Source organism: Ruegeria sp. CI5 (assembly GCF_056536885.1).
In genome coordinates this window covers 274,930-297,509 of sequence record NZ_JBQFQN010000003.1, presented here as the reverse complement: position 1 = coordinate 297,509, position 22,580 = coordinate 274,930, and the positions used below count along the sequence as shown (strand labels likewise).

Below are 22,580 nucleotides of genomic sequence, written 5' to 3'. Positions count from 1 at the left end.
GGCTCATGGCGGCTACTCAGTGGGGGCGTTGGCGTTGCGTCCGGCCATTACGACGCTGATGGTATAGGCGGCCTCGGGGCTGAGACCGGCCATCACACCCGCAGCAGCCTCAGGCGGCATACGCGACAGGAAACCGGCCGCAAAAACCGGATCCATCGTTTCGAAAAGCGCCGCGGCGTCCTTGGGCTTCATGTTCTGATAGACATCGGTCAGACGGGTAAGGTCGTTTTCAGCCGCCTTGTCCGCCACGGCCAATGTCTCGCGCAGCGATGCCTCGGCCTCTTGCAAAGCAGAGAGACGCGTCGAAATGGCCTCGTTGGCAATCTCCAGGGCACGCTCCTTGTCGCGCAGCGCGCTCTCACGTTGTTTGACGGCCGCTTCCCGACGCAGCAATTCGGTCAGCAAGGTTTGCATGTCCGGCTTTTCGTCCGAGCCGGCACTGTGTGCCGAGAGTTCCGAGGGGTCAGGCCCCGTTGCCAAAGCTGGCCCAGCCTCCAGCCCCAGCCGTATGATGGCGGAACTGATCATCAAGGCTGAAATGAGGGTCAGAACGCCACCACGCGGTCGACGTTGGGCAGGTTGCAGGCTGCGCATCAGGATCGGGCCTCGCTACCTTGAGCCTTGTGCCTGAAGAACAATACGCCCTTGGGAATCGGGCCCGGATCCTCTGCGGGGTCGTTGGTGGATTTGACCTCGGCTTCCCGCCTGGATGGCATTTGTTCCACCGCCTCAGGCTCGGCGGGTTGCCTGGGTGCTTGGGGCCCGGATTCCTCTTTCAGCGATACCGGTTCCGCCTCGAGAGGTGACGGCTTTTTGGCTTCGACCGAGGCATTTGCAGGCTCCCCAGTCCCGGGTTTGTCCTCGGGGATCACGTCGTGCATCGACGCCATGATCAACTCAAGCCGCTGTGCGACTGACTCGGCGCGCTCGGTCAGATCCTGCAGTTTGTGTCCGGGTTGGTCAGATGCCGCCCGCGCGGCATCCAGGGATTTCTTCAGTTCTTCCGCCTGTGCGGATAGCACGGAAACCGCGCCACCGACGCCCCGCTCCAGGTCCGTGAACCGCCTGAGGCGTCGGGCCAGAACAAAACAGTACAACCCGGCCCCCAAGGCGCCGGCGACCAGCAGAATGTCCGAGATCAGTTCCAATTTCGCCTCCTAGTTCAATACGAATTCCGTGACCAGAACGTCACGTACCCGACCTTCGCCAACGACGATGCCGATGCGCCGCAGCAGGTGCCCGCGGATGCGAACCAGGGCCAGCGAGTCCTCGAGGTCGGACAGGTTGATGGCCCGGAGATAGCCGTTCATCACGTCCATGATGCGGGGAATCATCTTTTCCACCTCGGCCTCGTGACCGGCGGCCACCTCAAGTTGAGCGTGGAATTTCAGATGGCGCGAATCGCCGGAATTCACGGACACGATCACGGGCGGCAGGTCGACGAACCCGACATCCGGCAACGCATCGATCGCATCTCCGGCGTCCGCGTTTTCCGCTGTTTCTCCCTCGGCCTCTGGGCCTTTGCCCAAAAGCCCGGACGCGGTCACATAGTACCCGCCCGCAGCACCTAGCAGCGCCAGAACCGCGCCAATCATCAGTCCGTTTTTGCTCGACTTCTTCGGGCCTTCTGCCTCATCCACGGTCGCGTCTGTCATGGCGTCCTCATTCTTGCGTTCGGCACCCGTCATAACCCCGCAGGGACTAACCGATTGTTAAGGGCAATCGTTCAAACAGGGCCCGAGCCGCACAGAATGTCGGCGAGTCGGAGGTGAGCGTGCAGCAGATCGGAACTGTCTGGGCAAGTTTGGGCAGGCGCAAACAAATCATCGTGGCGGGCGCGGCTGTCGTCGTGTTCCTGAGTGTCCTGGCGATGTCGCGGTTGGTGACATCTCCGTCCATGACACTCCTCTATGCGGGGCTGGAAAGCGGGGCAGCGGGGGATATCGTCCGGGCCCTGGATCAACGCGGTGTCACCTACGAGATTCGTGGCGGCTCAATCTATGTTCCGGGCTCGCAACGCGACGAGTTGCGCATGACCCTGGCAAGCGAGGGTCTGCCTGCAAATGGCAACCGGGGTTATGAACTGCTGGATACGCTGAGTGGGTTCGGTACGACCTCGCAGATGTTCGACGCTGCCTATTGGCGCGCCAAGGAAGGTGAATTGGCACGAACCATCGTCAGCAGCCCTCATGTAGGGCAGGCGCGGGTTCACATTGCCAGCGGGTCCACAAGCCCGTTCCAGCCCAGCGTTTCGCCAACCGCTTCGGTCTATCTGGTGCCATCCGGGGCCAAGATCACGGTTGAGCAGGCCAAGGCGATCCGTTTTCTGGTGGCCTCCGCCGTGACCGGCCTCGCGCCCGAGGATGTTGCGGTGATCGATTCCAGCGGCGCCGTGATCGGCCCGCAAGAGACGGCGGTCGCCGCCGACACTGCCGATGACAAGGCCAAGGTCCTGCGCGACCGCGTCCTGCGGCTGGTCGAGGCGCGCGTCGGACCCGGCAATGCGGTGGTCGAAGTCAGCGTCGACACGGTCACCGAGACCGAAACCATAAGAGAGCGGCGGTTCGACCCCAAGGGCCGCGTCGCAATCAGCACCGATGTCGAGGAACGGTCGGATACCTCCCGCAATCAGTCGTCGGATGTGACGGTCGCGTCCAACCTGCCGGACGGGGACGGCAATGGCAGCGATGAATCGAATTCTTCAGCCACGCAAACCCGCGAGCGGATCAACTATGAGGTTTCAGAGACCGAGCTTGAAGTTCTGCGGGTGCCCGGGGCAATCAAACGCCTGACGGTTGCCGTTCTCGTCAACGGTACCCGCACAACGGACGCTACCGGTGCCGAGATTTTTGTACCGATGGCACAGCCGGAACTGGACGCTCTGGAAGAGCTTGTCGCCTCGGCCGTGGGCTTCGACGCGGATCGCGGGGATGTCATCACGCTGAAATCCCTGGAACTGCCCAATGTCGAACCGCAGGGAACATTGGCGACCGCTTCGGTCTGGCAAAGCCTCCATCTGGATACAATGTCGCTGATACAGATGGCAGTGTTGGCCATGGTCTCGCTGATCATGGGGCTGTTCGTGATCCGGCCGATCCTGACCGGTTCGGCCGCAGTGCCAGCCTTGCCGAGTGCCGCGGCCCCCGCCGATGGTGGCGCGCCATATCTTGTCGGTGAAATCTCGGATGCGGATGGACAGGAATTCAGCGCTCTCACAGGCCAGGGTGAAAACGGAGGCTCTGTGCCTGCGATTGGGTCCACGGCAAGCGAAGATGCGGTTGGCCGTCTGCGCGCCATGATCGGGGGCAAACAGGAAGAGACGGTCGAAATTCTGCGGAGCTGGCTGGAAGAAAACGAGGAGAAGGTGTGATGTCGATCGCCCATCTGCTCGAGGATTTCACGGCTCAGGCCGACGGCGCGAATCTGCGAATGCTGGACGAAGAAGCTTTGGAGGAAGAGCGGCTTGCCGCTTTCGAACGCGGATATGGTGCGGGTTGGGAGGATGCGTTGCAGGCCCAAGCCCAAGGTCGTGCTGCACTGACCGAGGATATGCGGGCGGCTTTCTCCGACATGTCCTTCACCTACCAGGAAGCTCTGACCCGGATGACCTTGTCGCTTGAACCGATGTTCAGTGCTCTGGTTCAGACCGTCCTTCCCCAGGCGTTGGATCGGGGGCTTGCCACCCGCGTGATCGAGCAGTTGAGCGAAATGGCCAAGGCGCAGGTTGCACAACCGATCCTTCTGTTGGTTCCACCCGGTGTTGAAGGGGATGTCGATGCAATGTTGCCCGCCGACATAACGCCTCTCCCCAAGGTCGTCGCGGACCCCGAGTTGCTGCCGGGTCAGGCGCGGTTGCAGGTCGGCACCACCCGGTCCGAGGTTGATTGCACCGCGCTGCTGGACGCGATCGCCGCCGCTTTCGACGCATATGTTTTTGAGGCAAAAGAGGCTTTGTCAAATGAGTGACGCACCTGCATCCAAACCTGAAAGACCCAATCCGTTCGAAGCCGTTCCCATCGAGGTGACGGTTTCCGTCGGTCGGGCGCGCCCCCTGATACGCGACCTGTTGAGCATGGGTGAGAACGCCGTTCTGACCTTGGACAAACGGGTCGAAGATCCGGTGGATCTGTATGTCGGCGACCAATTGGTCGCCCGTGGTCTGCTCGAGGAAATGGAGGGGGACAACGCCGGTCAATTGGCGGTGCGTCTGACCGAGATTTCGGATTTCCAGAACGGACTTGGATGATGCGTCGGGCGGCCTGGAGTGCAATTGTGATCCTTGTGCTGACACCCGCACTGGCATCGGCACAGGAGCTGTCGCTGTCATTGGGCGATGGCGGATCCATATCGGCGCGAACCATTCAGTTGATCCTGCTGATCACGGTGCTCAGCCTGGCACCCGGCCTTGCGATCATGGTGACCTGTTTCCCCTTTCTGGTCACGGTAATGGCCATTCTGCGGCAGGGGATTGGGTTGCAACAGTCCCCGCCCAACATGCTGATCGTCAGCCTGGCGCTGTTTCTGACCTACTTCATCATGGAGCCGGTCTTTACCGAGGCTTGGGACACCGGGATCCGCCCGATGGTCGAAGAAACACTTGCGGTAGAGCCTGCATTGGAACGTGCCATGGTGCCGTTCCGCGAGTTCATGGTGGCGCGGCTGGATGGTGACACGTTTCGGGCCATGGCGGCCTTGCGCCCCGACACCGCGTCGATGGAGCTGTCGCCGGAGGCGCCACTGTCGGTTCTCATGCCGGCGTTCATGTTGTCCGAGGTTGCCCGCGCGTTCCAGATCGGATTCCTGATATTTCTACCGTTTCTGATCATCGATCTTGTAGTGGCTGCGGTACTCATGTCGATGGGGATGATGATGGTGCCGCCCGCCACGGTTTCGCTGCCGTTCAAACTGGCGTTTTTCGTGATTGCAGATGGGTGGTCCCTGATCGCCAGTGCCTTGGTGCGAAGCTATTCCTAGCCTGCGTGTGGACGGTCTCAGCGCCGGATCTGCAGCCGTGCCCGCAGACCCTGATCACCCGCTTCAAAGCGCAGCGAGCCCCCATGCTGCTCTGCCACGGTTGCAACGATTGTCAGGCCCAGCCCGAACCCGTCGGACGACCCGATGTTCGAACCGCGCCGGAACGGGGCCATCAGCGCCTCGATATCCGAAACGGACAAGTTGGTTCCCTTGTCTTCGACGACAATCGTGGCGGTTTCCGCGTCGGTTTCCAGTTCAACCGTTGCGTGGCGCCCGTATTTCAGCGCGTTGTCGATCAAGTTCGTCAACGCCCGTTTCAATGAGATCGGTCGCGCCATGACAAGGATGCGGCGGGTCTCTGGAAGCGAGCCATGCCCGCGCCGCGACATGAAGAGCGACGCCGCGCCCTCCACCTCGACCGGGGCGACCTGTTTCAGGGTCACAGGCAGATCCATGTCCTGGTAGTCGGCAACCAGCGACTCGACCAGTGAGGTTAGGGAGATTTGGCGCGGGTCCTCGATGCTCAGTTCCGAGCGGGTGTAGGTCAACACGCTTTCGATCATGCCCGTCATCTGGTCGACATCGGACTCCAGCTTCTCTCGCAATTCGGCGTCCGGAATCAGCGCCGCGCGCAGACGCACGCGGGCCGCTGGCGTACCAAGGTCGTGGCTGACGCCGGACAGGACCGTGGCACGCTTTTCCAGCTGTGCGCGTTCGTCCTCCAGATGCGTATTGACCGCCGATACGATGTCGCGCAGTTCGGCCGGCCCAGACATGTCGTAGCTGTCCGGACCCCCGCTGCGCCGGCGGTCACGCAGCGACTGGGAGAACCGCGAAAAGCTGTCTGTCACATTGCCGACCGATGTCAGAATGATCGCAAGTGCCACGACGGCCAGAAAGATCGCGGGCAGGCGCAGGTCGGTCGGGGCCGCATCGCACCCCCAGACCTGCGTACCGTCGATCTTCTGCCAAGCGCCCTGTCCGAACCGGGCCACCAGAATGGGTTCGCTGCAATAGGTGGCCAGCAGGCGTGTCAGGTTGCCCATCTTCTGCGGCCCGGTCTGGTCGTTGCCTGACACGATGTCGGATACCGGATAGACCAGCCGGTCGGACAAGACCGCAAGCGTCAGGTTCCGCCCGCTGAGCGGCGCGGAGCTGTCGGTCAGAATGGACAGGTTGGTCAGAAACCGGCGTCCTGCAAGGTCGGGCAACTGCTCGAATTCACCCGCATCGGCCAGACTTGCGGCCTCGGGCGGCAGTGGCGTGATCAATACGTCGGGATGCGAGGCGCGACCAGCGCGCAGATCTTCGTAGACCGAGAACCCGGCAACATAGGCCCGGGTCAGATAGGCGTCCCAGTTGCGAACGGATGAAAACCACAGTCCTGCCGCCAGCAGCCCGGCAGCAAACGCACCCAGGCTCCAGGCCCAGCCCAGATCCCGCAGGCGCAGGGTCATGCCTCCTGTTCCACGGTGACCTCGCAGGCGAAGACATAGCCGACACCGCGGGCCGTGCGCAGCATCTGCGGATCTTTGGGGTTGGCCTCGATTTTGGAGCGCAGCCGCCCCACCAGAACGTCGATGGCCCGACCCTGCGCTTCGGGCTTGTCACCGGTGCCGGTCACGTCCAGCGCGGCGGCGATCTCGTCGCGGGTCAGCGGAATGTGCGGGTTGGCCAGCAGCACCTTGAGCAACGCGGTTTCGCGCTGCGACAGCGACACCTGGTACCCGTCCGGGGCATGCACCTCGTCGCGTTTGCCGTCATAGACCCATCCGCCAAAGCGGAACGTGCGGATCCGCCGGCGATAGGCCAGCGATGGCGTGCGCCGCGCGCGCTGCATCACCGCGCGCACACGCGCCAGCAGCAGTTGCGGGTTGAACGGCTTGGCGATGTAGTCGTCGGCGCCCACCTCGTACCCGGCCATGCGTTGGTGATCGGCAGACAGGGCCGACACGAAGATGATCGGCACGTCCTGTTCGCGGCGCAGCCGGGCGCAGATCTCGACCCCGTTTTCATCACCCAGCATCACGTCCAGAAGGATCAGGTCGATGCGGCCTGATTTCAGGTGTGCCTGCACCTCGCGCTCGGTTGCTGCTGGCAGGGCAATGAACCCGTTCTGGTGAAAGAACTGGGTCAACATCGACCGGATTTCCGGATCGTCATCCACAACCAGCAGACGTGGAATGCTCACGCTGTTCCTCCCCGATTTCCCCCTCGACGCTGCCCTCAATTGTAACGGACTGCAACAGATTCAAGGTCAACGTAACACGCTGTAACAAAAGGCGGGAAAATTTGCAGCCCGCGCCGGATACATGGGAAATTTGCCATTGCCAGACGGCAAGCAGCTGCCGGTAATGTCCCGCATCGCTGCCACGCGGCAGCAAACAAGGATCTGGGAGGATACCAAACATGAAACGTTTCGCACTCGCCACGGCGTCGTCGCTGGCCGTTCTGGCTGGCACGTCGGTGATGGCCGAACCGCAGGCCGAAGTTCTGCACTGGTGGACATCGGGCGGCGAGGCCAAGTCGGTCGCCGTTCTGCAGGAAGAATTCGCGGCCAATGGCGGCACTTGGACGGATATGCCCGTTGCAGGCGGCGGCGGAGACGCAGCGATGACCGCGCTGCGCGCCCGCGTTCTGGCCGGAAACGCGCCGACCGCCGTTCAGCTGAAAGGCCCGGCGATCCAGGAATGGTATGAAGAGGGTGTTCTGGCGGACATCTCGAACGTTGCCGAGGCCGAGGGCTGGGCCGAAGTCCTGCCCGCCTCGATCGCGGCGCATATGCAGTGCGAAGGCACCTGGTGTGCTGCACCGGTCAACGTGCACCGCATCGACTGGATCTGGGCAAATGCCGATATCCTGGCCGCCAATGACATCGAGATGCCGACCACCTGGGAAGAGTTCAACGCCGCTGCCGAGAAGCTGCAGGCTGCAGGTATCATCCCGCTGGCCCATGGTGGTCAGGCCTGGCAAGACGCAACCGTTTTCGAAGCAGTTGCGCTGGGCATCGGCGGACCCGAGTTCTTCAAGAAGGCCTTTGTCGATCTGGACCCCGAGACTCTGACCTCGGACACGATGGTTCAGATTTTTGACCAGATGCGCACCCTGCGCGGGTTCGTTGATGAGAACTTCTCGGGCCGCGACTGGAACCTGGCCACCGCGATGGTCATGAACGGTGAGGCCGCCTTCCAGATCATGGGTGACTGGGCGAAGGGCGAATTCCTGGCCGCGGGCAAAGTCCCCGGCGAAGACTTCCTGTGTGCCTCGACCCCCGGTGACGGCTATCTGTACAACGTCGACAGCTTTGCCATGTTCGACGTGGACGGCGACGACAAGCGCGCAGGTCAGGAACTGCTCGCCAAGCTGATCGTGGCCCCCAAGTTCCAGGAAGTGTTCAACCTGAACAAGGGTTCGATTCCGGCGCGGACCGATGTGGCGCTGGACAAGTTCGACATCTGCGCCAAGATCTCGGCCGAAGACATGGGCGCTTCGTCCGCCAATGGCTCGCTGCTGCCGTCCTACGCGCATGGCATGGCGCTGCGCGGTGCGCAGGCTGGTGCGATCACCGACGTCGTGACCGCGCATTTCAACTCGGATATGTCCTCGGCTGACGCGGTTCAGCAACTGGCGGACGCGGTGGCAAACAGCTACTGATCCAACACGCTCTGCCCCCTATACTGCGGGGCAGAGCATCTTTCCCCGGAGGAAAAAATGTCCGAATGGCTGGAAAACCACCTTCCCAAGGTGGTGCTGGCACCGTCGTTCATCGCCGTATTGATCTTTGTCTACGGATTTATCGGATGGACCGCCTGGGTGTCGCTGACCCGATCGAAACTGCTGCCGAAATACGAGATCAAGGGCTTCATCCAATATGAGCGCCTGTTCGACTCGCCCCGCTGGGACACGGCGATCAACAACCTTTACGTCTTTGGCGCGCTATTTATCGTGATCGCGATGGTGCTGGGCCTGCTGCTGGCGATCCTGCTGGATCAGAAGATCCGCGTCGAAGGCGCGATCCGTACGATCTATCTCTACCCGATGGCGTTGTCGATGATCGTGACCGGTACCGCATGGAAGTGGATCCTGAACCCGGGTCTGGGTATCGAGGCCATGGTCCAGGGCTGGGGCTTTCCGAATTTCAAGTTCGACTGGCTGGTGAACCCGGACTACGCGATCTACACGATCGTCATCGCCGCGATCTGGCAGAGCTCGGGTTTTGTCATGGCTCTGTTCCTGGCCGGACTGCGGTCGGTGGATGGTGAGATCATCAAGGCCGCACAGGTCGATGGCATCCCCACCTGGCGGATTTATACGGCAATCATCATTCCGTCGATGGCTCCGATCTTCCTGTCGGCCTTCATCGTGTTGGCGCACCTTGCGATCAAGAGCTTTGACCTTGTCATCGCCCTGACAGGCGGTGGTCCGGGTTATGCGACAGATCTGCCCGCAACATACATGTACGCCATGGCGTTTTCGCGCGGCGATATCGGCCAGGCGGCGGCGTCCGCGATGATCATGATGCTGGTCGTCTTTGCCATCGTGGTTCCTTACCTCTACTCAGAACTGAGGGCGAAAAATGACTGATCTGTCGATGCCCCAAACCCGAACCCGCAGCCAGAGTGCCACGGGCAAGATTGCCCTGCGTTGGTTGCTGTATGTCCTGCTTGGTCTTTTTGCGCTCTACTACCTGATGCCGCTTTTCGTGATGTTGACCACATCGCTCAAAAGCCTCGAGGAAATTCGCACGGGATCGCTGATCTCGCTGCCGCGCGAGGTCAGTCTGGATGCCTGGAAAACCGCTTGGTCAGGCGCCTGCACCGGTATCCAGTGCGAAGGCCTGCGGCCCTATTTCTGGAACTCGGTCCTGATTGCAGTCCCTGCCGTGGCAATCTCGACCCTTCTGGGGGCATTGAACGGATTTGTCGTCGCGCAGTGGCGTTTCAAAGGGGCCAACATCATCTTTTCTCTGATGCTGTTCGGTTGCTTCATCCCGTTCCAAGTGGTCCTGCTGCCGATGGCGCGTCTGTTGGGCCTGATGGGGATTGCCGGAACCATTCCGGGCCTGATCTTCGTCCACGTGATCTATGGGCTTGGCTTCACAACGCTGTTCTTCCGCAACTACTACGTCACCATCCCGGCCGAGCTGACCAAAGCGGCGCGAGTGGATGGTGCCGGGTTCTTTCGGATCTTCTGGTCGATCTTCCTGCCGCTGTCGCTGCCCATCATCGTTGTGACCGTGATCTGGCAGTTCACCCAGATCTGGAATGACTTTCTGTTCGGCGTCTCGTTCAGCCAGGCGGGCACGCAGCCCGTGACCGTGGCGCTCAACAACATCGTCAACTCAACCACCGGCGTCAAAGAGTACAACGTCGACATGGCCGCCGCGATCATCGCGGGGCTGCCGACGCTGCTCGTTTATGTCGTTGCCGGTAAGTATTTCATCCGCGGCTTGACCGCCGGTTCCGTGAAGGGATAACCCATGGCTCCCATCCTCGATATCCAAAACCTGTACAAGAATTACGGCGCAACCGAGATTCTGAAGGACATCAACATCTCGATCGAACCAGGCGATTTCCTGGTACTGGTCGGCCCTTCGGGCTGTGGCAAGTCGACCCTGCTGAACTGCATCGCCGGGCTCGAGCCGATCTCGGGCGGGACGCTGTCGATCGGAGGCAAGGACATGACCCAGGTCAGCCCCAAAGACCGCGACATCGCGATGGTGTTCCAGTCCTACGCCCTGTACCCGACCATGTCGGTGGCCAAGAACATCACCTTTGGCATGAAGGTGCGCGGCGTCGATCAGGCCACACAGGACGCCAAGCTGAAAGAGGTCGCCTCGCTGCTGCAGATCGAGCCCCTGCTGAACCGCCGCCCCAGCCAACTGTCGGGTGGTCAGCGGCAGCGTGTGGCGATGGGCCGGGCTCTGGTGCGCGACCCCAAGCTGTTCCTGTTCGACGAGCCGCTGTCGAACCTGGACGCCAAGCTGCGGGTCGAGATGCGGACCGAGATCAAGAAGCTGCATCAGACGCTGGATGCCTCGATCGTCTATGTGACCCATGATCAGATCGAAGCGATGACCCTGGCCACCAAGATCGTGGTGCTGAAGGGCGGTGTGGTGCAGCAGATCGGCACCCCGGCCGAGATCTACAATCGCCCCGCCAACCTGTTCGTGGCCGATTTCATGGGCTCGCCGGCGATGAACCTGATCCCGGCGCGGGTCCAGCGCAACGGGACCGGCACGCAGGTCGCCATTGCGCGGGATGGGGCTGACCCGATCGTGCTGACGGATACGCGCGATCTGGACCTGCCCGAAGAGGTGATCTTGGGCCTGCGCCCCGAGGACATCGCCGAGGCCGGGTTCCGCGCTGGTGCCGGTGTGCAAGAGGCCGCCTGTCTGGTCGACATGGTCGAGCCGGCGGGCGCGGACACCTATGTCGTGTCGGAACTCGGCGGCAAACAGGTCACTGCGCGCCTGCATGCTGAGACCAGTGCCCAGGCCGGTCAGATGCTGAACCTGGCCTTTGACATGAGCAAAGTGTCCTATTTCGCGAAAGCGACAGGCGAACGCCTGAACTGAGCCACAAAAAACGCCGCGCAGGGATCCTGCGCGGCGTCATCATCACTCTGACCGGTTGGTTCAGCCGGTCGTTTTCAAGTCATTGATCAACTGATCCAGGTTGCCCTTGCGCGCATCCAGCATGGCGCCGATCTCGGTCCGCTCTGTCAGCAGCAGGTTCACGCCTTCGATGAACATGTTGTAGAACTTGTCGCGACCCGATTTGTCCGACACCAGGAAGGTCACTTCGAACGGCGCTTCGCCGCGCAGCTTGACGCTGCTGCGAACCTCGTAGCCGGCCTTGATCTTGCGGGCATTCTTCACGGTGACCTCACCCCCGATGAATTCGCGGAAGCGTCGACCGTATTTGCGCGAGATATACCCTTGGAAAGCCTTGGTGAATTCGCGCATCTGGGCATTGCTGGCGCTGCGGGCGTCGGCGCCCAGCGCATAGCGTGCCATGATCGGAACGTCGGCATATTGCACGAAGATCTTTTCGAAATCGCGCAGCATGGCGCTTTCGGATTTGCCCGACTCGATCACGCGCGTGATGTCGGCAACGACGCTGTTGACCAGTTGTGTCGCGCTGGCCTCGGTCAACGCCAGGGTCTGCTGCGGAAGGCCAGCCACGGCCAGCCCGGCCAGGGCGGTGGCGGTAAAGGTACGGCGGTTCATGGCGTTATTCAGCATAGGGGTCCTCATATGGGTCCTCGTAAGGGTCAAGGTATGGGTCCCTGACCGGGTCGGTGCCGGTATCGGCGTAGGGATCGGAATACAGACCCAGATAGGCATCCTCATCGTCCCTTGCCAGTTCGAACCGGCGGTTTTGCAAATAGATCAGGCGGGCCTGAGCGTAACTGTCTGCGCTTTCGTACAGAATCGAGTCGACCGTGTCCGAGAATCTGCCCCGATCGCCCATCCGCCGTACCACCTCGGCATAGACGCCCAGGTTGTCGGCCGGTCGCGTCGGCGAGAAGTTGATCGGGTTCGAGAACAGGTTGACCACAACGCCGACCGCATCCCGGGTCGTCGAGGGGCCGTAGAACGGCAGTTCGACATAAGCCCCTTCGCCGAAGCCCCAGACATGAAGCGTTTCGCCGAAATCGGTATCAACCGGCGGCAGGTTCAACTCATCCGCCGGTTTGGACAGACCGAACCCGCCCACGGTCGAGTTGATCACGAACCGCAGCAGGGCGTTGCCCGACTGTTTCAGATTGCCCTGCAGCAGATAGTCGACGGCCTGTCCGGGCAACGAGATGTTTTCAGCGAAGTTGTTGAAGCTGGTGACCATCGGGTCGGGTACGATTTTCACATAGCCTTTCGAGGCCGGGCGGAACAGGAACCGGTCGACGCCCAGATTGAACTTGTGAATGCCGCGATTTGCGTTTTCGTAGGGGTCGAAGACCTCGCCGCGGGCCGCTGCGTCCTGGGGTTGCGACGCACAGGCCGACAGAACCGCGAACAGCGACACTGCGACGATGTGCTTGAAACGGATCCGGTTGGACACGGTCTTGGTTACTCCCGATCGTCCGGATGTAATCCAGCCGGACACTCAATCAATACGTTTTCTCGTTGGCACAACGGACCAATTCAACGGCACATAGTCGTTTCGCACTCGAAAGGAAACTCCTAGCGTTTAACCCGCGCGCCGGACCCGGGTAAAGTGGCCTGCATTCAACACATCCGCATGAGTGGAGACCTGCCCAAATCGCGGGCAAATGCGAAATTGCCGGTTTCCGGCTTTCCGTGGGCGGTGTTCCCGGTTAGCGTCCGCCCGAGCCACATGAAGTTGAGGACAATCACATGAGCATCGCAGCCAAACTGGAATCCCTGGGCGTGACCCTGCCGGACGCCCCTGCACCGGCAGCCAATTACGTGCCGTTCGTGCGGGTGGGCAACATCGTCTATGTGTCGGGCCAGATCTCGAAGGACGATGCGTTGATCACCGGCAAGCTGGGCGCCGATATGGATGTGGCCGCCGGTGCGGCGGCGGCCCGGGTCTGTGCCATCAACCTGCTGGCCCAGGTCAAGGCGGCCTGCGGCGGGGACATCGACAAGCTGGTGCGGGTGATCAAGCTGACCGGCTTCGTGAACTCGACCGCCGATTTCACCGACCAGCCGCAGGTGATCAACGGCGCGTCCGACTTCCTGGTCGAGGCGCTGGGCGATGCCGGCCGCCATTCGCGCTCGGCCGTCAGCGCCGCATCGCTGCCGCTGGGCGTGGCCGTCGAGATCGAAGGGATTTTCGAGATCCAATGACACCGTCTCTGCCTCGTGTGTTCATGGGCGCGCCGATCGCGCATCGGGCGTTGCATGACATTCGCCAGAACCGCCCGGAAAACAGCCGGGCGGCCATCCGGGCCGCCATTGCTGCGGGCTACGGGATCGAGATTGACCTGCAGTTGACGTCGGACGGCCATGCCATGGTGTTCCACGACTATGATCTGACGCGCCTGACCGGGCGGCCGGGCGCCATTCAGCAGATCACCCGGGCCGAGGCCGCGGACCTTCCGCTGCTGCACGGGGACGAGGGTATCCCTTCGCTTGAGGAAGTTCTGCAACTGGTGGCCGGCCGCGTGCCGCTGCTGATCGAGTTCAAGGATCAGCACGGTGCGATGGGGCCTGTGGACGGGCGGCTGGAGCAAGACGCGGTCGCGCTGCTCAAGTCCTATGACGGCCCGGTCGCGCTGATGTCATTCAACCCCAACTCGGTGGCCGAGCTGGCCCGGCTTGCGCCGGAGATGCCGCGTGGGTTGACGACCTGTTCCTACAAGCCCGAAGTCGAGCATCTGCCGGCCGAGGTCTGCGACCACCTGCGCGAGATCCCCGATTTCGACCGGGTTGGCGCCAGCTTCATCAGCCACGAGGTGCAGGACCTGTCCCGCCCCCGCGTGGCCGAGTTGAAGGCGCAAGGCGTGCCGATCCTGTGCTGGACGGTGCGCTCGGCCGAACAGGAGGCCGAGGCGCGCAAGGTGGCCGACAACGTGACCTTCGAGAACTATCTGGCCGCCATTCCGGGTTGAACCCCGCTGCCGGCGTCACAGATAGTTCAGGGGACGCAGGAGGGCACATGGACCAGTCACAGATCGAAATTCGGGTTCTGTCGACGCTGGATCAGATCCCGGCGGCCGAATGGGACAGTTGCGCCTGCCCCGAGGCCGCCGACGGCACCCGCCCGCTGGACCCGTTCACCACGCATCGGTTCCTGCGCGCGCTGGAAGACAGCGGCTCGGTCGGGCGGGGCACCGGCTGGCAGCCGCAATACCTGACCGCCTATCTGGACGGCCTGTTGATCGGGGCCGCGCCGATGTTTGCCAAGTCGCATAGCCAGGGCGAGTACATTTTCGATCACAGCTGGGCCCATGCCTATGAAAACGCGGGCGGGCGGTATTACCCGAAATTGCAGATCGCGGTGCCCTTCACCCCGGCCACCGGGCGGCGGTTTCTGACACGGCCCGGCTATGACGGGATCGCCATGTCGGCGCTGGTGCAGGGGGCGGTGCAACTGGCCGCCGACAATCGCCTGTCGTCGCTGCACGTCACCTTCTGCACCCGGGACGAGGCGCTGGCCGGGCAGCAGATGGGCCTGCTGGCGCGTGATTCGCAGCAGTTTCACTGGCTGAACGACGGCTATGCCGATTTTGATGCCTTTCTGACCGCGCTGTCCTCGCGCAAGCGCAAGAACATCCGCAAGGAACGGGCGCAGGCCAATGCCTTCGGCGGCGAGATCCGCACCCTGACGGGCACCGATCTGCGCCCCGAACACTGGGACGCGTTCTGGGAGTTCTATCAGGACACCGGCGCGCGCAAGTGGGGCTCGCCCTATCTGACGCGACAATTCTTTGATATCGTTCACGAAACCATGGCCGATGACGTGGCGCTGGTGCTAGCCGAGCGGGGCGGATACCCGGTGGCAGGCGCGCTGAACTTCATCGGGCGCAAGACCTTGTTCGGGCGCTATTGGGGCTGCAACGAACATCACCCCTGCCTGCATTTCGAACTGTGCTACTATAGGGCGATCGACTTTGCCATCGCGCATGGTCTGGACCGCGTCGAAGCCGGCGCGCAGGGAGAGCACAAGCTGGCGCGGGGTTATCTGCCCACGCGCACCCACAGCCTGCACTGGATCGCCGATCCCGGCTTTGCCGACGCCGTCGCGCGGTATCTCGAGGCCGAGGCCCGCGCGGTGGGGGAAGAGATCGAAATTCTGACGGATTACGGCCCGTTCAGAAAAGCCAACCCGGAGGAACAGCAATGAGCGAACTTCTGTCGACCGAGACCCGTGGCCCGCTGCTGGATCCGCTGTTCAAGAACGGCTGGACCATGGTCAAGGATCGTGACGCGATCACCAAGACCTTTATCTTCGACGATTTTGTCGATGCCTTCGGCTGGATGACCAAAGTGTCGATCTTTGCGGAAAAATGGAACCATCATCCCGAATGGTCCAACGTCTACCGCACGGTCGAGGTGGTGCTGACCACTCATGACGTGGGCGGCCTGTCGTCTCAGGACGCCAAGCTTGCGCGCAAGATGGACAGCCTGCTTTAGCCGCGGTCGCCCCGCGACCCCATGCCCCCAGCCAACATCGCTACCTCGCCCAGACGACGGAACTCGGCCGGGGTCACGGTACCGTCGCTCACGTCGATGTCGCGCGGGATTCCGGCGGTGCGATTGCCCATCATCCGTACGCTACGCGCCGCCGGATTGATGTCCAGACAGCGCGTCTGATAGCAGGTCAGACCTGCCGTATTGATCTGAATGTGCGCTTGCCCGTCCGGCCCGGTCACGACCGGCGCCTGCGGGACGTCGCACGCTGCCAGCAGAACGACCGCGCCAAGCCAATAAAATACTCTCATGCCTGCGCTCCTATTGGTCACAGGGTCAGCCGTGCCGGGGCGCCGGGCCTCAATCCAACTGACCGTTCCGGTCTTTGTCCGCAGACAGGAAATCGTCATTCATCTGCGAGTCATACTCTGACCGAGAGATAGAGTTGTCGCGATTGCGGTCAATCTTCTGGAACATCTTGATATCCATGAACGGCTTGGCCTCGTCCAGACCGAGCGTGCCATTCTTGTCATCGTCCATTTCCTGATAAGCGTAATCCGAAAAGGCATCGAATTCGTCGCGCGACAGGAAACCGTCGTTGTTGGCGTCGATCGCGTTCAATTCGCGCTCATTCAGTTCGGCCACGCTGTCTGCGGCGGCAGGTGCTGCCATCATCAGGGCCGTCATCAATAGAACCGAGTGTTTCATCCTGGCGCTCCTCAGCATGCGAATCTCTGGCCTTCGACCCCGCCGGCCACGGCGCCGGCTGCGGTCAGAATATCCTTGCCCGACCCACCGCCAAACTGGTTGCCGATGGCGCCGCCGATCAACGCGCCGCCCAAGGTGCCGCCAAGACAGGCGATCTCGTGCTGGCGCGCAGCCTGTTGCTGCGGTGTTGGCGCAGGCCCGCACGCGGTCAACAGCCCCGCGCCGCCCAAAGTAATGACTGCTAGAAATCTTTTCATGAATGAGCTCCCGGTTCCCATGCAGGAACACTGGCACATTCCGAGGGTGCGGGCCAAGTTAATTGGCCTTCATCCAACGTGACCTGTGGCATGGCCCCGGTGCGCACCGGGGCCGTCCTGTCAGATGACTTCGAGCAAGCCTTCGCCAGCCGAAATCTCGCAGGCGCCGGGGCTTTCCTCCAGGTTCAGCGCCACGACCTTGCCGTCTTCGACCAGCATCGCATAGCGCTTGGAGCGCGCGATCAGGCCGGCTGGCGGGGCGTCGAAATCCATGCCGATCGCCTTGGTGAATTCCGAGGCCGGATCGGCCAGCATGGTCAGTCCGGCCGCAGTTGCGCCCGTGGCCTCGCCCCAGGCCTTCATCACGAAGGGGTCGTTGACCGACACGCAGATGATCTCGTCCACGCCTTTGGCCGCAAACTGGTCCTTGGTGCGCATGAAGCTGGGCACATGGGCCGAGTGGCAGGTGGGGGTGAACGCGCCGGGCACGGCAAAGATCACCACCTTGCGGCCCTTGACCTTGCTGGAGACCCGCACCTCTTCCGGTCCGTCAGCGCCCATCTGGATCAGGGTTGCTTCGGGCAGGGTGTCGCCGGTTGAAATCATCTTCATGCTCCTGTCGATTGAAATTGCAAACTCGCTCCTTGCCGCAATATAGGTGGGCGGGTGGCACAAGCCACGGGAAATTGACAGGGGGCGGACCAGATGAGCCATATCGTCGTGATCGGAGCCGGGCAGGCGGGGTCATCACTGGTGGCCGGGCTGCGCAAAGGCGGGTTTGACGGGGCGATCACCCTGATCGGGGCGGAACCCGTGCTGCCCTATCAGCGCCCGCCGCTGTCCAAGGCCTATCTGCTGGGCGAGATGGAGCTTGAACGGCTCTACCTGCGCCCCGAAAGTTTCTATGCCGAGAACGATATCACCCTGCGTCTGGGCCAGCAGGTGGGCGCGATCGACCCGGCGGCCAAGACCGTGACCATAAGCGGTGAGGTGATATCCTACGACCAGCTTGCCCTGACCACCGGCTCGCATCCGCGCCGCCTGCCTGCCGCGATCGGCGGAGACCTGGCGGCCGTGCATGTGGTGCGCACGCTGGCCGATGTGGACACGATGGCCCCCGCCGTCACCCAAGGCGCGCGGGCGCTGATCGTGGGCGGCGGTTATATCGGGCTCGAGGCCGCGGCCGTCTGCGCCAAACGCGGCGTGCAGGTGACGCTGGTCGAGATGGCTGACCGCATCCTGCAGCGTGTCGCGGCCCCCGAGACCAGCGACTATTTCCGCGCACTGCACAGCGCGCATGGCGTGGACATCCGCGAAGGCGTAGGGCTGGACCGGATCACCGGCGAGAATGGCAAGGTCACCGGCGCGGTGCTGGGCGACGGGACCGAACTCGAGGTCGATTTCGTGGTGGTCGGCGTGGGCATCGCTCCGGCCACCGAACTGGCCGAAGCGGCCGGGCTTGCCATCGAAAACGGTATCAAAACCGATGTGCAGGGCCGCACCTCTGCCGCCGATATCTGGGCGGCGGGCGATTGCGCCTCGTTCCCCTACAAGGGCCGGCGAATCCGTCTGGAAAGCGTGCCCAACGCCATCGACCAGGCCGAGGTGGTGGCGCAGAACATGCTGGGCGCGGGCAAGGATTACGTGGCCACGCCCTGGTTCTGGTCGGACCAGTATGACGTGAAGCTGCAGATCGCCGGGCTGAACATGGGTTATGACCACGTTGTAACCCGTCCGGGCGAGGGAGCGACCACCTCGTTCTGGTATTACCAGGGCGATCAGCTGCTGGCCGTGGATGCGATGAACGACCCGCGCGCCTATATGGTCGGCAAGCGCCTGATCGACGCAGGGAAAACCGCGGATCCGGCGGTGGTGGCCGACCCCGCAGCGGATCTGAAACCGCTGCTCAAGGCGTGAGGATCATCGCCGGAGATTTCCGGGGCCGGGCGCTGGCCTCGGTCGGCAAGGGGGATGCGGGCGCGCATCTGCGCCCCACCACCGACCGGGTTCGCGAAAGCCTGTTCAACGTGCTGAACCACCTGATCGATTTCGACGGGCTGCGGGTGCTGGACCTGTTCGCCGGCACCGGCGCGCTGGGGCTCGAGGCGCTGTCACGCGGCGCGGCGCATGTCATCTTCGTCGATGACGGGCGGGTGGCGCAGGGGCTGATCCGCAAGAATATCGACCTGACCCGCAGCGCCGACCGCACCGCCCTGATCCGCCGCGACGCGACGCGGCTGGGCGATAATCCCGAAGCGCCGTTCGACCTGATCTTTCTCGACCCGCCCTATGGCAAGGGAATGGGGCAAAAGGCGCTGGTGGCGGCACTCAAGGGCGGCTGGCTGGCCGATGACACGCTGGTGGTCTGGGAAGAGAACGCCCCGATGGCCCCGCCCGAAGGCTTTACGCTGCACGATGCGCGCAAATACGGCGACACCCATGTCTCTCTGATGTGGCGGGACGGAACGCATGCATGATCTGGTAATCTTTGATTGCGACGGTGTCTTGGTCGACAGTGAAACGATCTCCAACCAAGTGATGGTCGACAACCTGGCCGGGTATGGGCTGAACCTGTCGCTGCAGGACTGCATGTCGATGTTCGTGGGCGGCACCATGTCGGGCGTCCGGGACTCGGCTCGCAAGATGGGCGCTGACCTGCCCGATGACTGGACCGAGCAGATCTATGCGCAGATCTATGATGTGCTGCGCGCAGGTGTTCCCGTGATTCCGGGAATCCCCGAGTTGCTGCGCCATCTGGACGAACAGCGCATTCCATTCTGTGTGGCCTCGAACGGGCGGCGCGAGAAGATGCAGATCACCTTGGGCCAGAACGGGCTGTGGGACAGGTTCCAGGGCGCGATCTTCTCGGCCCATGAGGTCGGCAGCGCCAAGCCCGAGCCGGGGTTGTTCCAGACCGCGGCCCGACATTTCGGTGCGAAGTCGCCCGTCGTCATCGAGGACAGTGTGAACGGTGTGACCGCCGCGATCCGGGCCCAGATGAGGTGCCTTGCCTATGCGCCGCACGATGACGGCGCGCGCCTGGCCGGGCTCGGGGCTGAAGTCATCCGTGACATGAAGGAGGTGCCGCAGCTTTTGGGTCATTGACGGGTCTGTGCTAGACTGCGGTCATGGACCGCGCACTTTCACGCCCACTCTGGCCCGCCCGGTTCGAGAGGCAGGCCACCTCAGGACCCGAGCCACAGCCTCGGCCCGCACCCGTCTTCATTCAGGACGCGGTGACACCTTGGGGCCCGGACACCCTGCTGCTGAAGCTTCTACGCGATCAGGCCGCTGATCAGGAGGAATAGGTCGGGTGGAACTTTCCGCCCGGTGACAGGGTAAAGATCTCGACCCCGTCCGCCGTCACACCCACCGAATGCTCGAACTGCGCCGACAGCGACTTGTCGCGGGTCACGGCGGTCCAGTCATCGGCCAGCGTCTTGGTCTCGGGGCGGCCCAGATTCACCATCGGCTCGATGGTGAAGAACATGCCTTCTTCCAGAACCGCGCCGGTGCCCGGGCGGCCATAGTGCAGCACGTTGGGCGGCGCGTGGAACACGCGGCCAAGCCCGTGCCCGCAGAAATCGCGCACCACGCTCATGCGGTGGGCTTCGACATAAGACTGGATCGCGTGGCCAATGTCACCGAAGGTGTTGCCCGGCTTGACCATCTCAATGCCTTTGAACAGGGCGTCGTGGGTCACCTGGATCAGCCGCTCGGCCTTGCGCGGCAGCTTTCCGGCCACATACATGCGCGACGTGTCGCCGAACCAACCGTCGACGATCACGGTCACGTCGATATTCAGGATGTCGCCATCCTTGAGCTTCTTGTCCCCGGGAATCCCGTGGCAGACCACGTGGTTCACGCTGATGCAGCTGGCGTGCTGATAGCCTTTGTAACCGATGGTGGCCGATTTCGCGCCGGCGTCCTCGACCATCTGGGTGATGATCCGGTCGATCTCGCCCGTGGTCTGGCCGGGAAAGACATGCTCGGCAATATCATCCAGGATGCGCGCCGCCAGAGCCCCTGCCGCGTGCATGCCGGCAAAGTCAGCCTGTTCGTAGATGCGGATACCGTCCTTCGTCAGACGGCCACGATGCTCTTTCATTCGTGCGGGGCTCCAAAAAATTCTGCGCAGCATCCTTTCTACGCTGCTTGTGCAGAAAGTACCAGAGGGCGCAGGGACGCGGGTGCCTGCCCTGATCTGAATTTGGATGCGGGGGGCGAAACGTCAAGGGACGTTGCCGCGTTTTGCACGGGTGGTCCGGCCCGGCGTCAAAAGGCCTCGACCGATGCCCGGATTTGGGGCCAAATGAATGTACAGAGACTCATTTGGTCGGGAAGAGAGGAGCCGGATGAATGTCGCAGAAACGGGAACTGATATCGAATGGAAACCCCATGGAGGCGGTCGTCGGCTTCAGCCGCGCCGTTCGGGTGGGGAATTTCATCGCGGTCGGGGGGACTGCCCCGGTCGATGCGCAAGGCAAGACGGTCGGGGTCGGGGACGTCTATTTGCAGACCAAGCAATGCTTTGAGATCATTAAGGATGCGTTGGAGCGTGCCGGATCGGGTTTGCAGGACATCGTCCGAACCCGCGTGATCCTGACCGATATCGACAATTGGAAGCAGGCGATCGAGGCCCGCAAGCTGTACTGTCTGGACGCGCGACCCGTGGACACGATCATGGCGATCAACCGGTTCGTAAATCCCGAATGGTTGGTTGAAATCGAGGTCGACGCCGTCGTCCCCGATTGAATCGCTGTGCGGCGGAAATCGACCGGCCTTCAGTCGCTGGAAATCGTCGCCTGCGGCTGAACCCAGACACCATCCGGTGAAATGCGCGTACCACAGACCAAGTGTTCAACCCCATTGGCCTGGGCAGTCGCAAACGCTGCCGCGTAGGCTGGGTCGATATCGGCGGCCAACGCAAATTTGCGGCAATCCGTGCGCTGAACAAGGTAGAGCAGGATGGCCCGGTGCCCTTGCGCGGCCATTTCGGCCAGTTCCCCCAGATGTTTGGTGCCCCGTGCGGTGACGCTGTCGGGAAACTCGGCCAGCCCCGGTTCGCGCGACAGGGTCACGCTTTTGACCTCGACATAGGCGTCGGGCAGACCGGGTTGCGTCAGCAAAAAGTCGATGCGGCTGTTTTGGCCGTATCTGACCTCGGGCCTCACGGTTTCATAGGCGGCGAATGCAGGGATTTCCCGGGCTTCGAGCGCTGCCCGCAGCGCCCGGTTGGGCACCGAAGTATCGACCCCGGTGAAATGGCCATTTTCATGATCGACCAGCCGCCAGCCGTATTTCAGTTTCTTCTTGGGGTCGTCATTAGGCTCAAGCCAGATCTTTTCGCCCGGTTCGGCCAGACCCATCATCGAACCCGGATTGGCGCAATGGGCCGTCACCTCGCGCCCGTCCTCAAGCCTGCAGTCGGCCAGAAAGCGTTTATAGCGGCGGATCAGGCGGGCGGGCACAAGAGGGGTTTGAAAGCGCATGGTTCCGGGCCTATACCTGCCGCAAAGGTCGATCAAGAGGAGAGCGTG

30 protein-coding genes are annotated in these 22,580 nt (G+C 62.4%); 17 read left to right on the top strand and 13 right to left on the bottom strand.

The features are described 5' to 3' along the window. Positions 1-12: 12 nt before the first annotated feature. From ACR0BA_RS12205 to ACR0BA_RS12195, 3 genes are read right to left on the bottom strand one after another with little or no spacing between them, the layout of a single operon-like run. On the bottom strand, positions 13-594 hold the full coding sequence (locus ACR0BA_RS12205) for a MotE family protein (RefSeq protein WP_480728153.1): 582 nt from the start codon (positions 592-594) through the stop codon (positions 13-15). Next, positions 594-1,148, bottom strand: a complete 555-nt coding sequence (locus tag ACR0BA_RS12200) for a hypothetical protein (protein WP_480728151.1) — start codon at positions 1,146-1,148, stop codon at positions 594-596. Before ACR0BA_RS12200 ends, ACR0BA_RS12205 begins: the two co-directional genes overlap by 1 nt. Positions 1,149-1,157: 9 nt before the next feature. Then, positions 1,158-1,655, bottom strand: a complete 498-nt coding sequence (locus tag ACR0BA_RS12195; RefSeq protein WP_170364659.1) for a flagellar basal body-associated FliL family protein — start codon at positions 1,653-1,655, stop codon at positions 1,158-1,160. A 119-nt stretch (positions 1,656-1,774) separates the two neighbouring features. On the opposite strand from ACR0BA_RS12195, the gene fliF reads away from it, so the two are divergent. The 4 genes from fliF to fliP are packed head-to-tail and all read left to right on the top strand — an operon-like array spanning position 1,775 to position 4,974. Further along, a complete protein-coding gene (gene fliF, locus ACR0BA_RS12190) occupies positions 1,775-3,370 on the top strand; it encodes a flagellar basal-body MS-ring/collar protein FliF (protein ID WP_480728149.1) in 1,596 nt (531 codons plus the stop codon). Beyond that, entirely contained in the window at positions 3,370-3,966 is a 597-nt protein-coding gene (locus tag ACR0BA_RS12185; protein ID WP_480728147.1) for a FliH/SctL family protein, read from the top strand. Before fliF ends, ACR0BA_RS12185 begins: the two co-directional genes overlap by 1 nt. After that, complete coding sequence (locus tag ACR0BA_RS12180) at positions 3,959-4,246, top strand: FliM/FliN family flagellar motor switch protein (RefSeq protein ID WP_093964097.1); 288 nt, start codon at positions 3,959-3,961, stop codon at positions 4,244-4,246. The genes ACR0BA_RS12185 and ACR0BA_RS12180 overlap by 8 nt, the downstream gene beginning before the upstream one ends. After that, entirely contained in the window at positions 4,246-4,974 is a 729-nt protein-coding gene (gene fliP / locus ACR0BA_RS12175) for a flagellar type III secretion system pore protein FliP (protein ID WP_480728243.1), read from the top strand. The genes ACR0BA_RS12180 and fliP overlap by 1 nt, the downstream gene beginning before the upstream one ends. 17 nt (positions 4,975-4,991) lie before the next feature. Here fliP and ACR0BA_RS12170 read toward each other — a convergent pair whose 3' ends face one another. Beyond that, positions 4,992-6,431: a sensor histidine kinase gene (locus ACR0BA_RS12170; protein ID WP_480728146.1), complete on the bottom strand. Its 1,440-nt coding sequence runs from the start codon at positions 6,429-6,431 to the stop codon at positions 4,992-4,994. Further along, positions 6,428-7,165 carry a response regulator transcription factor gene (locus tag ACR0BA_RS12165; RefSeq protein ID WP_170360520.1) on the bottom strand — a complete coding sequence of 246 codons (738 nt, stop codon included), beginning with the start codon at positions 7,163-7,165 and terminating at the stop codon, positions 6,428-6,430. Before ACR0BA_RS12165 ends, ACR0BA_RS12170 begins: the two co-directional genes overlap by 4 nt. A 218-nt stretch (positions 7,166-7,383) precedes the next feature. On the opposite strand from ACR0BA_RS12165, the gene ACR0BA_RS12160 reads away from it, so the two are divergent. Genes ACR0BA_RS12160 through ACR0BA_RS12145 form a run of 4 tightly spaced genes read left to right on the top strand, consistent with a single transcriptional unit; the run spans position 7,384 to position 11,551 of the window. Beyond that, the gene (locus tag ACR0BA_RS12160) at positions 7,384-8,628 is read left to right on the top strand and encodes an ABC transporter substrate-binding protein (RefSeq protein ID WP_170364103.1); all 1,245 of its coding nucleotides are present in this window, start codon (positions 7,384-7,386) and stop codon (positions 8,626-8,628) included. Between the two features lie 57 nt (positions 8,629-8,685). Then, positions 8,686-9,558 (top strand): carbohydrate ABC transporter permease, encoded by an 873-nt coding sequence (locus tag ACR0BA_RS12155; RefSeq protein ID WP_093964102.1) that lies wholly within the window; start codon positions 8,686-8,688, stop codon positions 9,556-9,558. Beyond that, complete coding sequence (locus ACR0BA_RS12150) at positions 9,551-10,450, top strand: carbohydrate ABC transporter permease (RefSeq protein WP_093964103.1); 900 nt, start codon at positions 9,551-9,553, stop codon at positions 10,448-10,450. The genes ACR0BA_RS12155 and ACR0BA_RS12150 overlap by 8 nt, the downstream gene beginning before the upstream one ends. A gap of 3 nt (positions 10,451-10,453) precedes the next feature. Further along, the gene (locus tag ACR0BA_RS12145) at positions 10,454-11,551 is read left to right on the top strand and encodes an ABC transporter ATP-binding protein (RefSeq protein WP_480728144.1); all 1,098 of its coding nucleotides are present in this window, start codon (positions 10,454-10,456) and stop codon (positions 11,549-11,551) included. 60 nt (positions 11,552-11,611) lie between these two features. Here the strand turns inward: ACR0BA_RS12145 and ACR0BA_RS12140 are convergent, their stop codons facing one another. Next, positions 11,612-12,220: an MlaC/ttg2D family ABC transporter substrate-binding protein gene (locus ACR0BA_RS12140; RefSeq protein ID WP_480728143.1), complete on the bottom strand. Its 609-nt coding sequence runs from the start codon at positions 12,218-12,220 to the stop codon at positions 11,612-11,614. Then, positions 12,210-13,037: an MlaA family lipoprotein gene (locus ACR0BA_RS12135; RefSeq protein WP_170341043.1), complete on the bottom strand. Its 828-nt coding sequence runs from the start codon at positions 13,035-13,037 to the stop codon at positions 12,210-12,212. The genes ACR0BA_RS12140 and ACR0BA_RS12135 overlap by 11 nt, the downstream gene beginning before the upstream one ends. A gap of 296 nt (positions 13,038-13,333) precedes the next feature. On the opposite strand from ACR0BA_RS12135, the gene ACR0BA_RS12130 reads away from it, so the two are divergent. From ACR0BA_RS12130 to ACR0BA_RS12115, 4 genes are read left to right on the top strand one after another with little or no spacing between them, the layout of a single operon-like run. Next, entirely contained in the window at positions 13,334-13,789 is a 456-nt protein-coding gene (locus ACR0BA_RS12130) for a RidA family protein (RefSeq protein ID WP_005980179.1), read from the top strand. After that, entirely contained in the window at positions 13,786-14,553 is a 768-nt protein-coding gene (locus ACR0BA_RS12125) for a glycerophosphodiester phosphodiesterase family protein (protein ID WP_170364672.1), read from the top strand. Before ACR0BA_RS12130 ends, ACR0BA_RS12125 begins: the two co-directional genes overlap by 4 nt. A gap of 47 nt (positions 14,554-14,600) precedes the next feature. Then, positions 14,601-15,788, top strand: a complete 1,188-nt coding sequence (locus ACR0BA_RS12120; RefSeq protein ID WP_480728141.1) for a GNAT family N-acetyltransferase — start codon at positions 14,601-14,603, stop codon at positions 15,786-15,788. Continuing rightward, positions 15,785-16,078, top strand: a complete 294-nt coding sequence (locus ACR0BA_RS12115; protein ID WP_170341049.1) for a 4a-hydroxytetrahydrobiopterin dehydratase — start codon at positions 15,785-15,787, stop codon at positions 16,076-16,078. Before ACR0BA_RS12120 ends, ACR0BA_RS12115 begins: the two co-directional genes overlap by 4 nt. Here ACR0BA_RS12115 and ACR0BA_RS12110 read toward each other — a convergent pair. From ACR0BA_RS12110 to ACR0BA_RS12095, 4 genes are all read right to left on the bottom strand, one after another. Beyond that, a complete protein-coding gene (locus tag ACR0BA_RS12110; protein ID WP_170360533.1) occupies positions 16,075-16,386 on the bottom strand; it encodes a hypothetical protein in 312 nt (103 codons plus the stop codon). The two genes, ACR0BA_RS12115 and ACR0BA_RS12110, sit on opposite strands and share 4 nt — an antisense overlap. 49 nt (positions 16,387-16,435) lie before the next feature. Continuing rightward, positions 16,436-16,783 carry an EF-hand domain-containing protein gene (locus ACR0BA_RS12105; protein ID WP_170360535.1) on the bottom strand — a complete coding sequence of 116 codons (348 nt, stop codon included), beginning with the start codon at positions 16,781-16,783 and terminating at the stop codon, positions 16,436-16,438. An 11-nt stretch (positions 16,784-16,794) separates the two neighbouring features. Continuing rightward, positions 16,795-17,040, bottom strand: coding sequence for a glycine zipper 2TM domain-containing protein (locus tag ACR0BA_RS12100; protein ID WP_093964393.1), 246 nt, complete (start codon positions 17,038-17,040; stop codon positions 16,795-16,797). A 120-nt stretch (positions 17,041-17,160) separates the two neighbouring features. Further along, entirely contained in the window at positions 17,161-17,646 is a 486-nt protein-coding gene (locus tag ACR0BA_RS12095; RefSeq protein ID WP_170360950.1) for a peroxiredoxin, read from the bottom strand. A gap of 99 nt (positions 17,647-17,745) precedes the next feature. Here ACR0BA_RS12095 and ACR0BA_RS12090 point away from each other — a divergent pair, with 99 nt between their 5' ends. From ACR0BA_RS12090 to ACR0BA_RS12075, 4 genes are read left to right on the top strand one after another with little or no spacing between them, the layout of a single operon-like run. Next, positions 17,746-18,957 (top strand): NAD(P)/FAD-dependent oxidoreductase, encoded by a 1,212-nt coding sequence (locus tag ACR0BA_RS12090; protein WP_260063708.1) that lies wholly within the window; start codon positions 17,746-17,748, stop codon positions 18,955-18,957. Further along, complete coding sequence (gene rsmD / locus ACR0BA_RS12085) at positions 18,954-19,517, top strand: 16S rRNA (guanine(966)-N(2))-methyltransferase RsmD (protein WP_480728140.1); 564 nt, start codon at positions 18,954-18,956, stop codon at positions 19,515-19,517. Before ACR0BA_RS12090 ends, rsmD begins: the two co-directional genes overlap by 4 nt. Continuing rightward, complete coding sequence (locus tag ACR0BA_RS12080; protein ID WP_480728138.1) at positions 19,510-20,145, top strand: HAD family hydrolase; 636 nt, start codon at positions 19,510-19,512, stop codon at positions 20,143-20,145. The genes rsmD and ACR0BA_RS12080 overlap by 8 nt, the downstream gene beginning before the upstream one ends. Positions 20,146-20,168: 23 nt before the next feature. Next, positions 20,169-20,348: a hypothetical protein gene (locus ACR0BA_RS12075; RefSeq protein WP_170596459.1), complete on the top strand. Its 180-nt coding sequence runs from the start codon at positions 20,169-20,171 to the stop codon at positions 20,346-20,348. Here the strand turns inward: ACR0BA_RS12075 and map are convergent. Further along, positions 20,336-21,148 (bottom strand): type I methionyl aminopeptidase, encoded by an 813-nt coding sequence (map, locus tag ACR0BA_RS12070; protein WP_170360548.1) that lies wholly within the window; start codon positions 21,146-21,148, stop codon positions 20,336-20,338. The two genes, ACR0BA_RS12075 and map, sit on opposite strands and share 13 nt — an antisense overlap. Positions 21,149-21,399: 251 nt before the next feature. On the opposite strand from map, the gene ACR0BA_RS12065 reads away from it, so the two are divergent. Continuing rightward, complete coding sequence (locus ACR0BA_RS12065; RefSeq protein WP_170364684.1) at positions 21,400-21,795, top strand: RidA family protein; 396 nt, start codon at positions 21,400-21,402, stop codon at positions 21,793-21,795. Positions 21,796-21,824: 29 nt separating this feature from the next. Here the strand turns inward: ACR0BA_RS12065 and sfsA are convergent, their stop codons facing one another. Further along, a complete protein-coding gene (sfsA, locus tag ACR0BA_RS12060) occupies positions 21,825-22,532 on the bottom strand; it encodes a DNA/RNA nuclease SfsA (protein WP_480728136.1) in 708 nt (235 codons plus the stop codon). Positions 22,533-22,580: the final 48 nt, after the last annotated feature.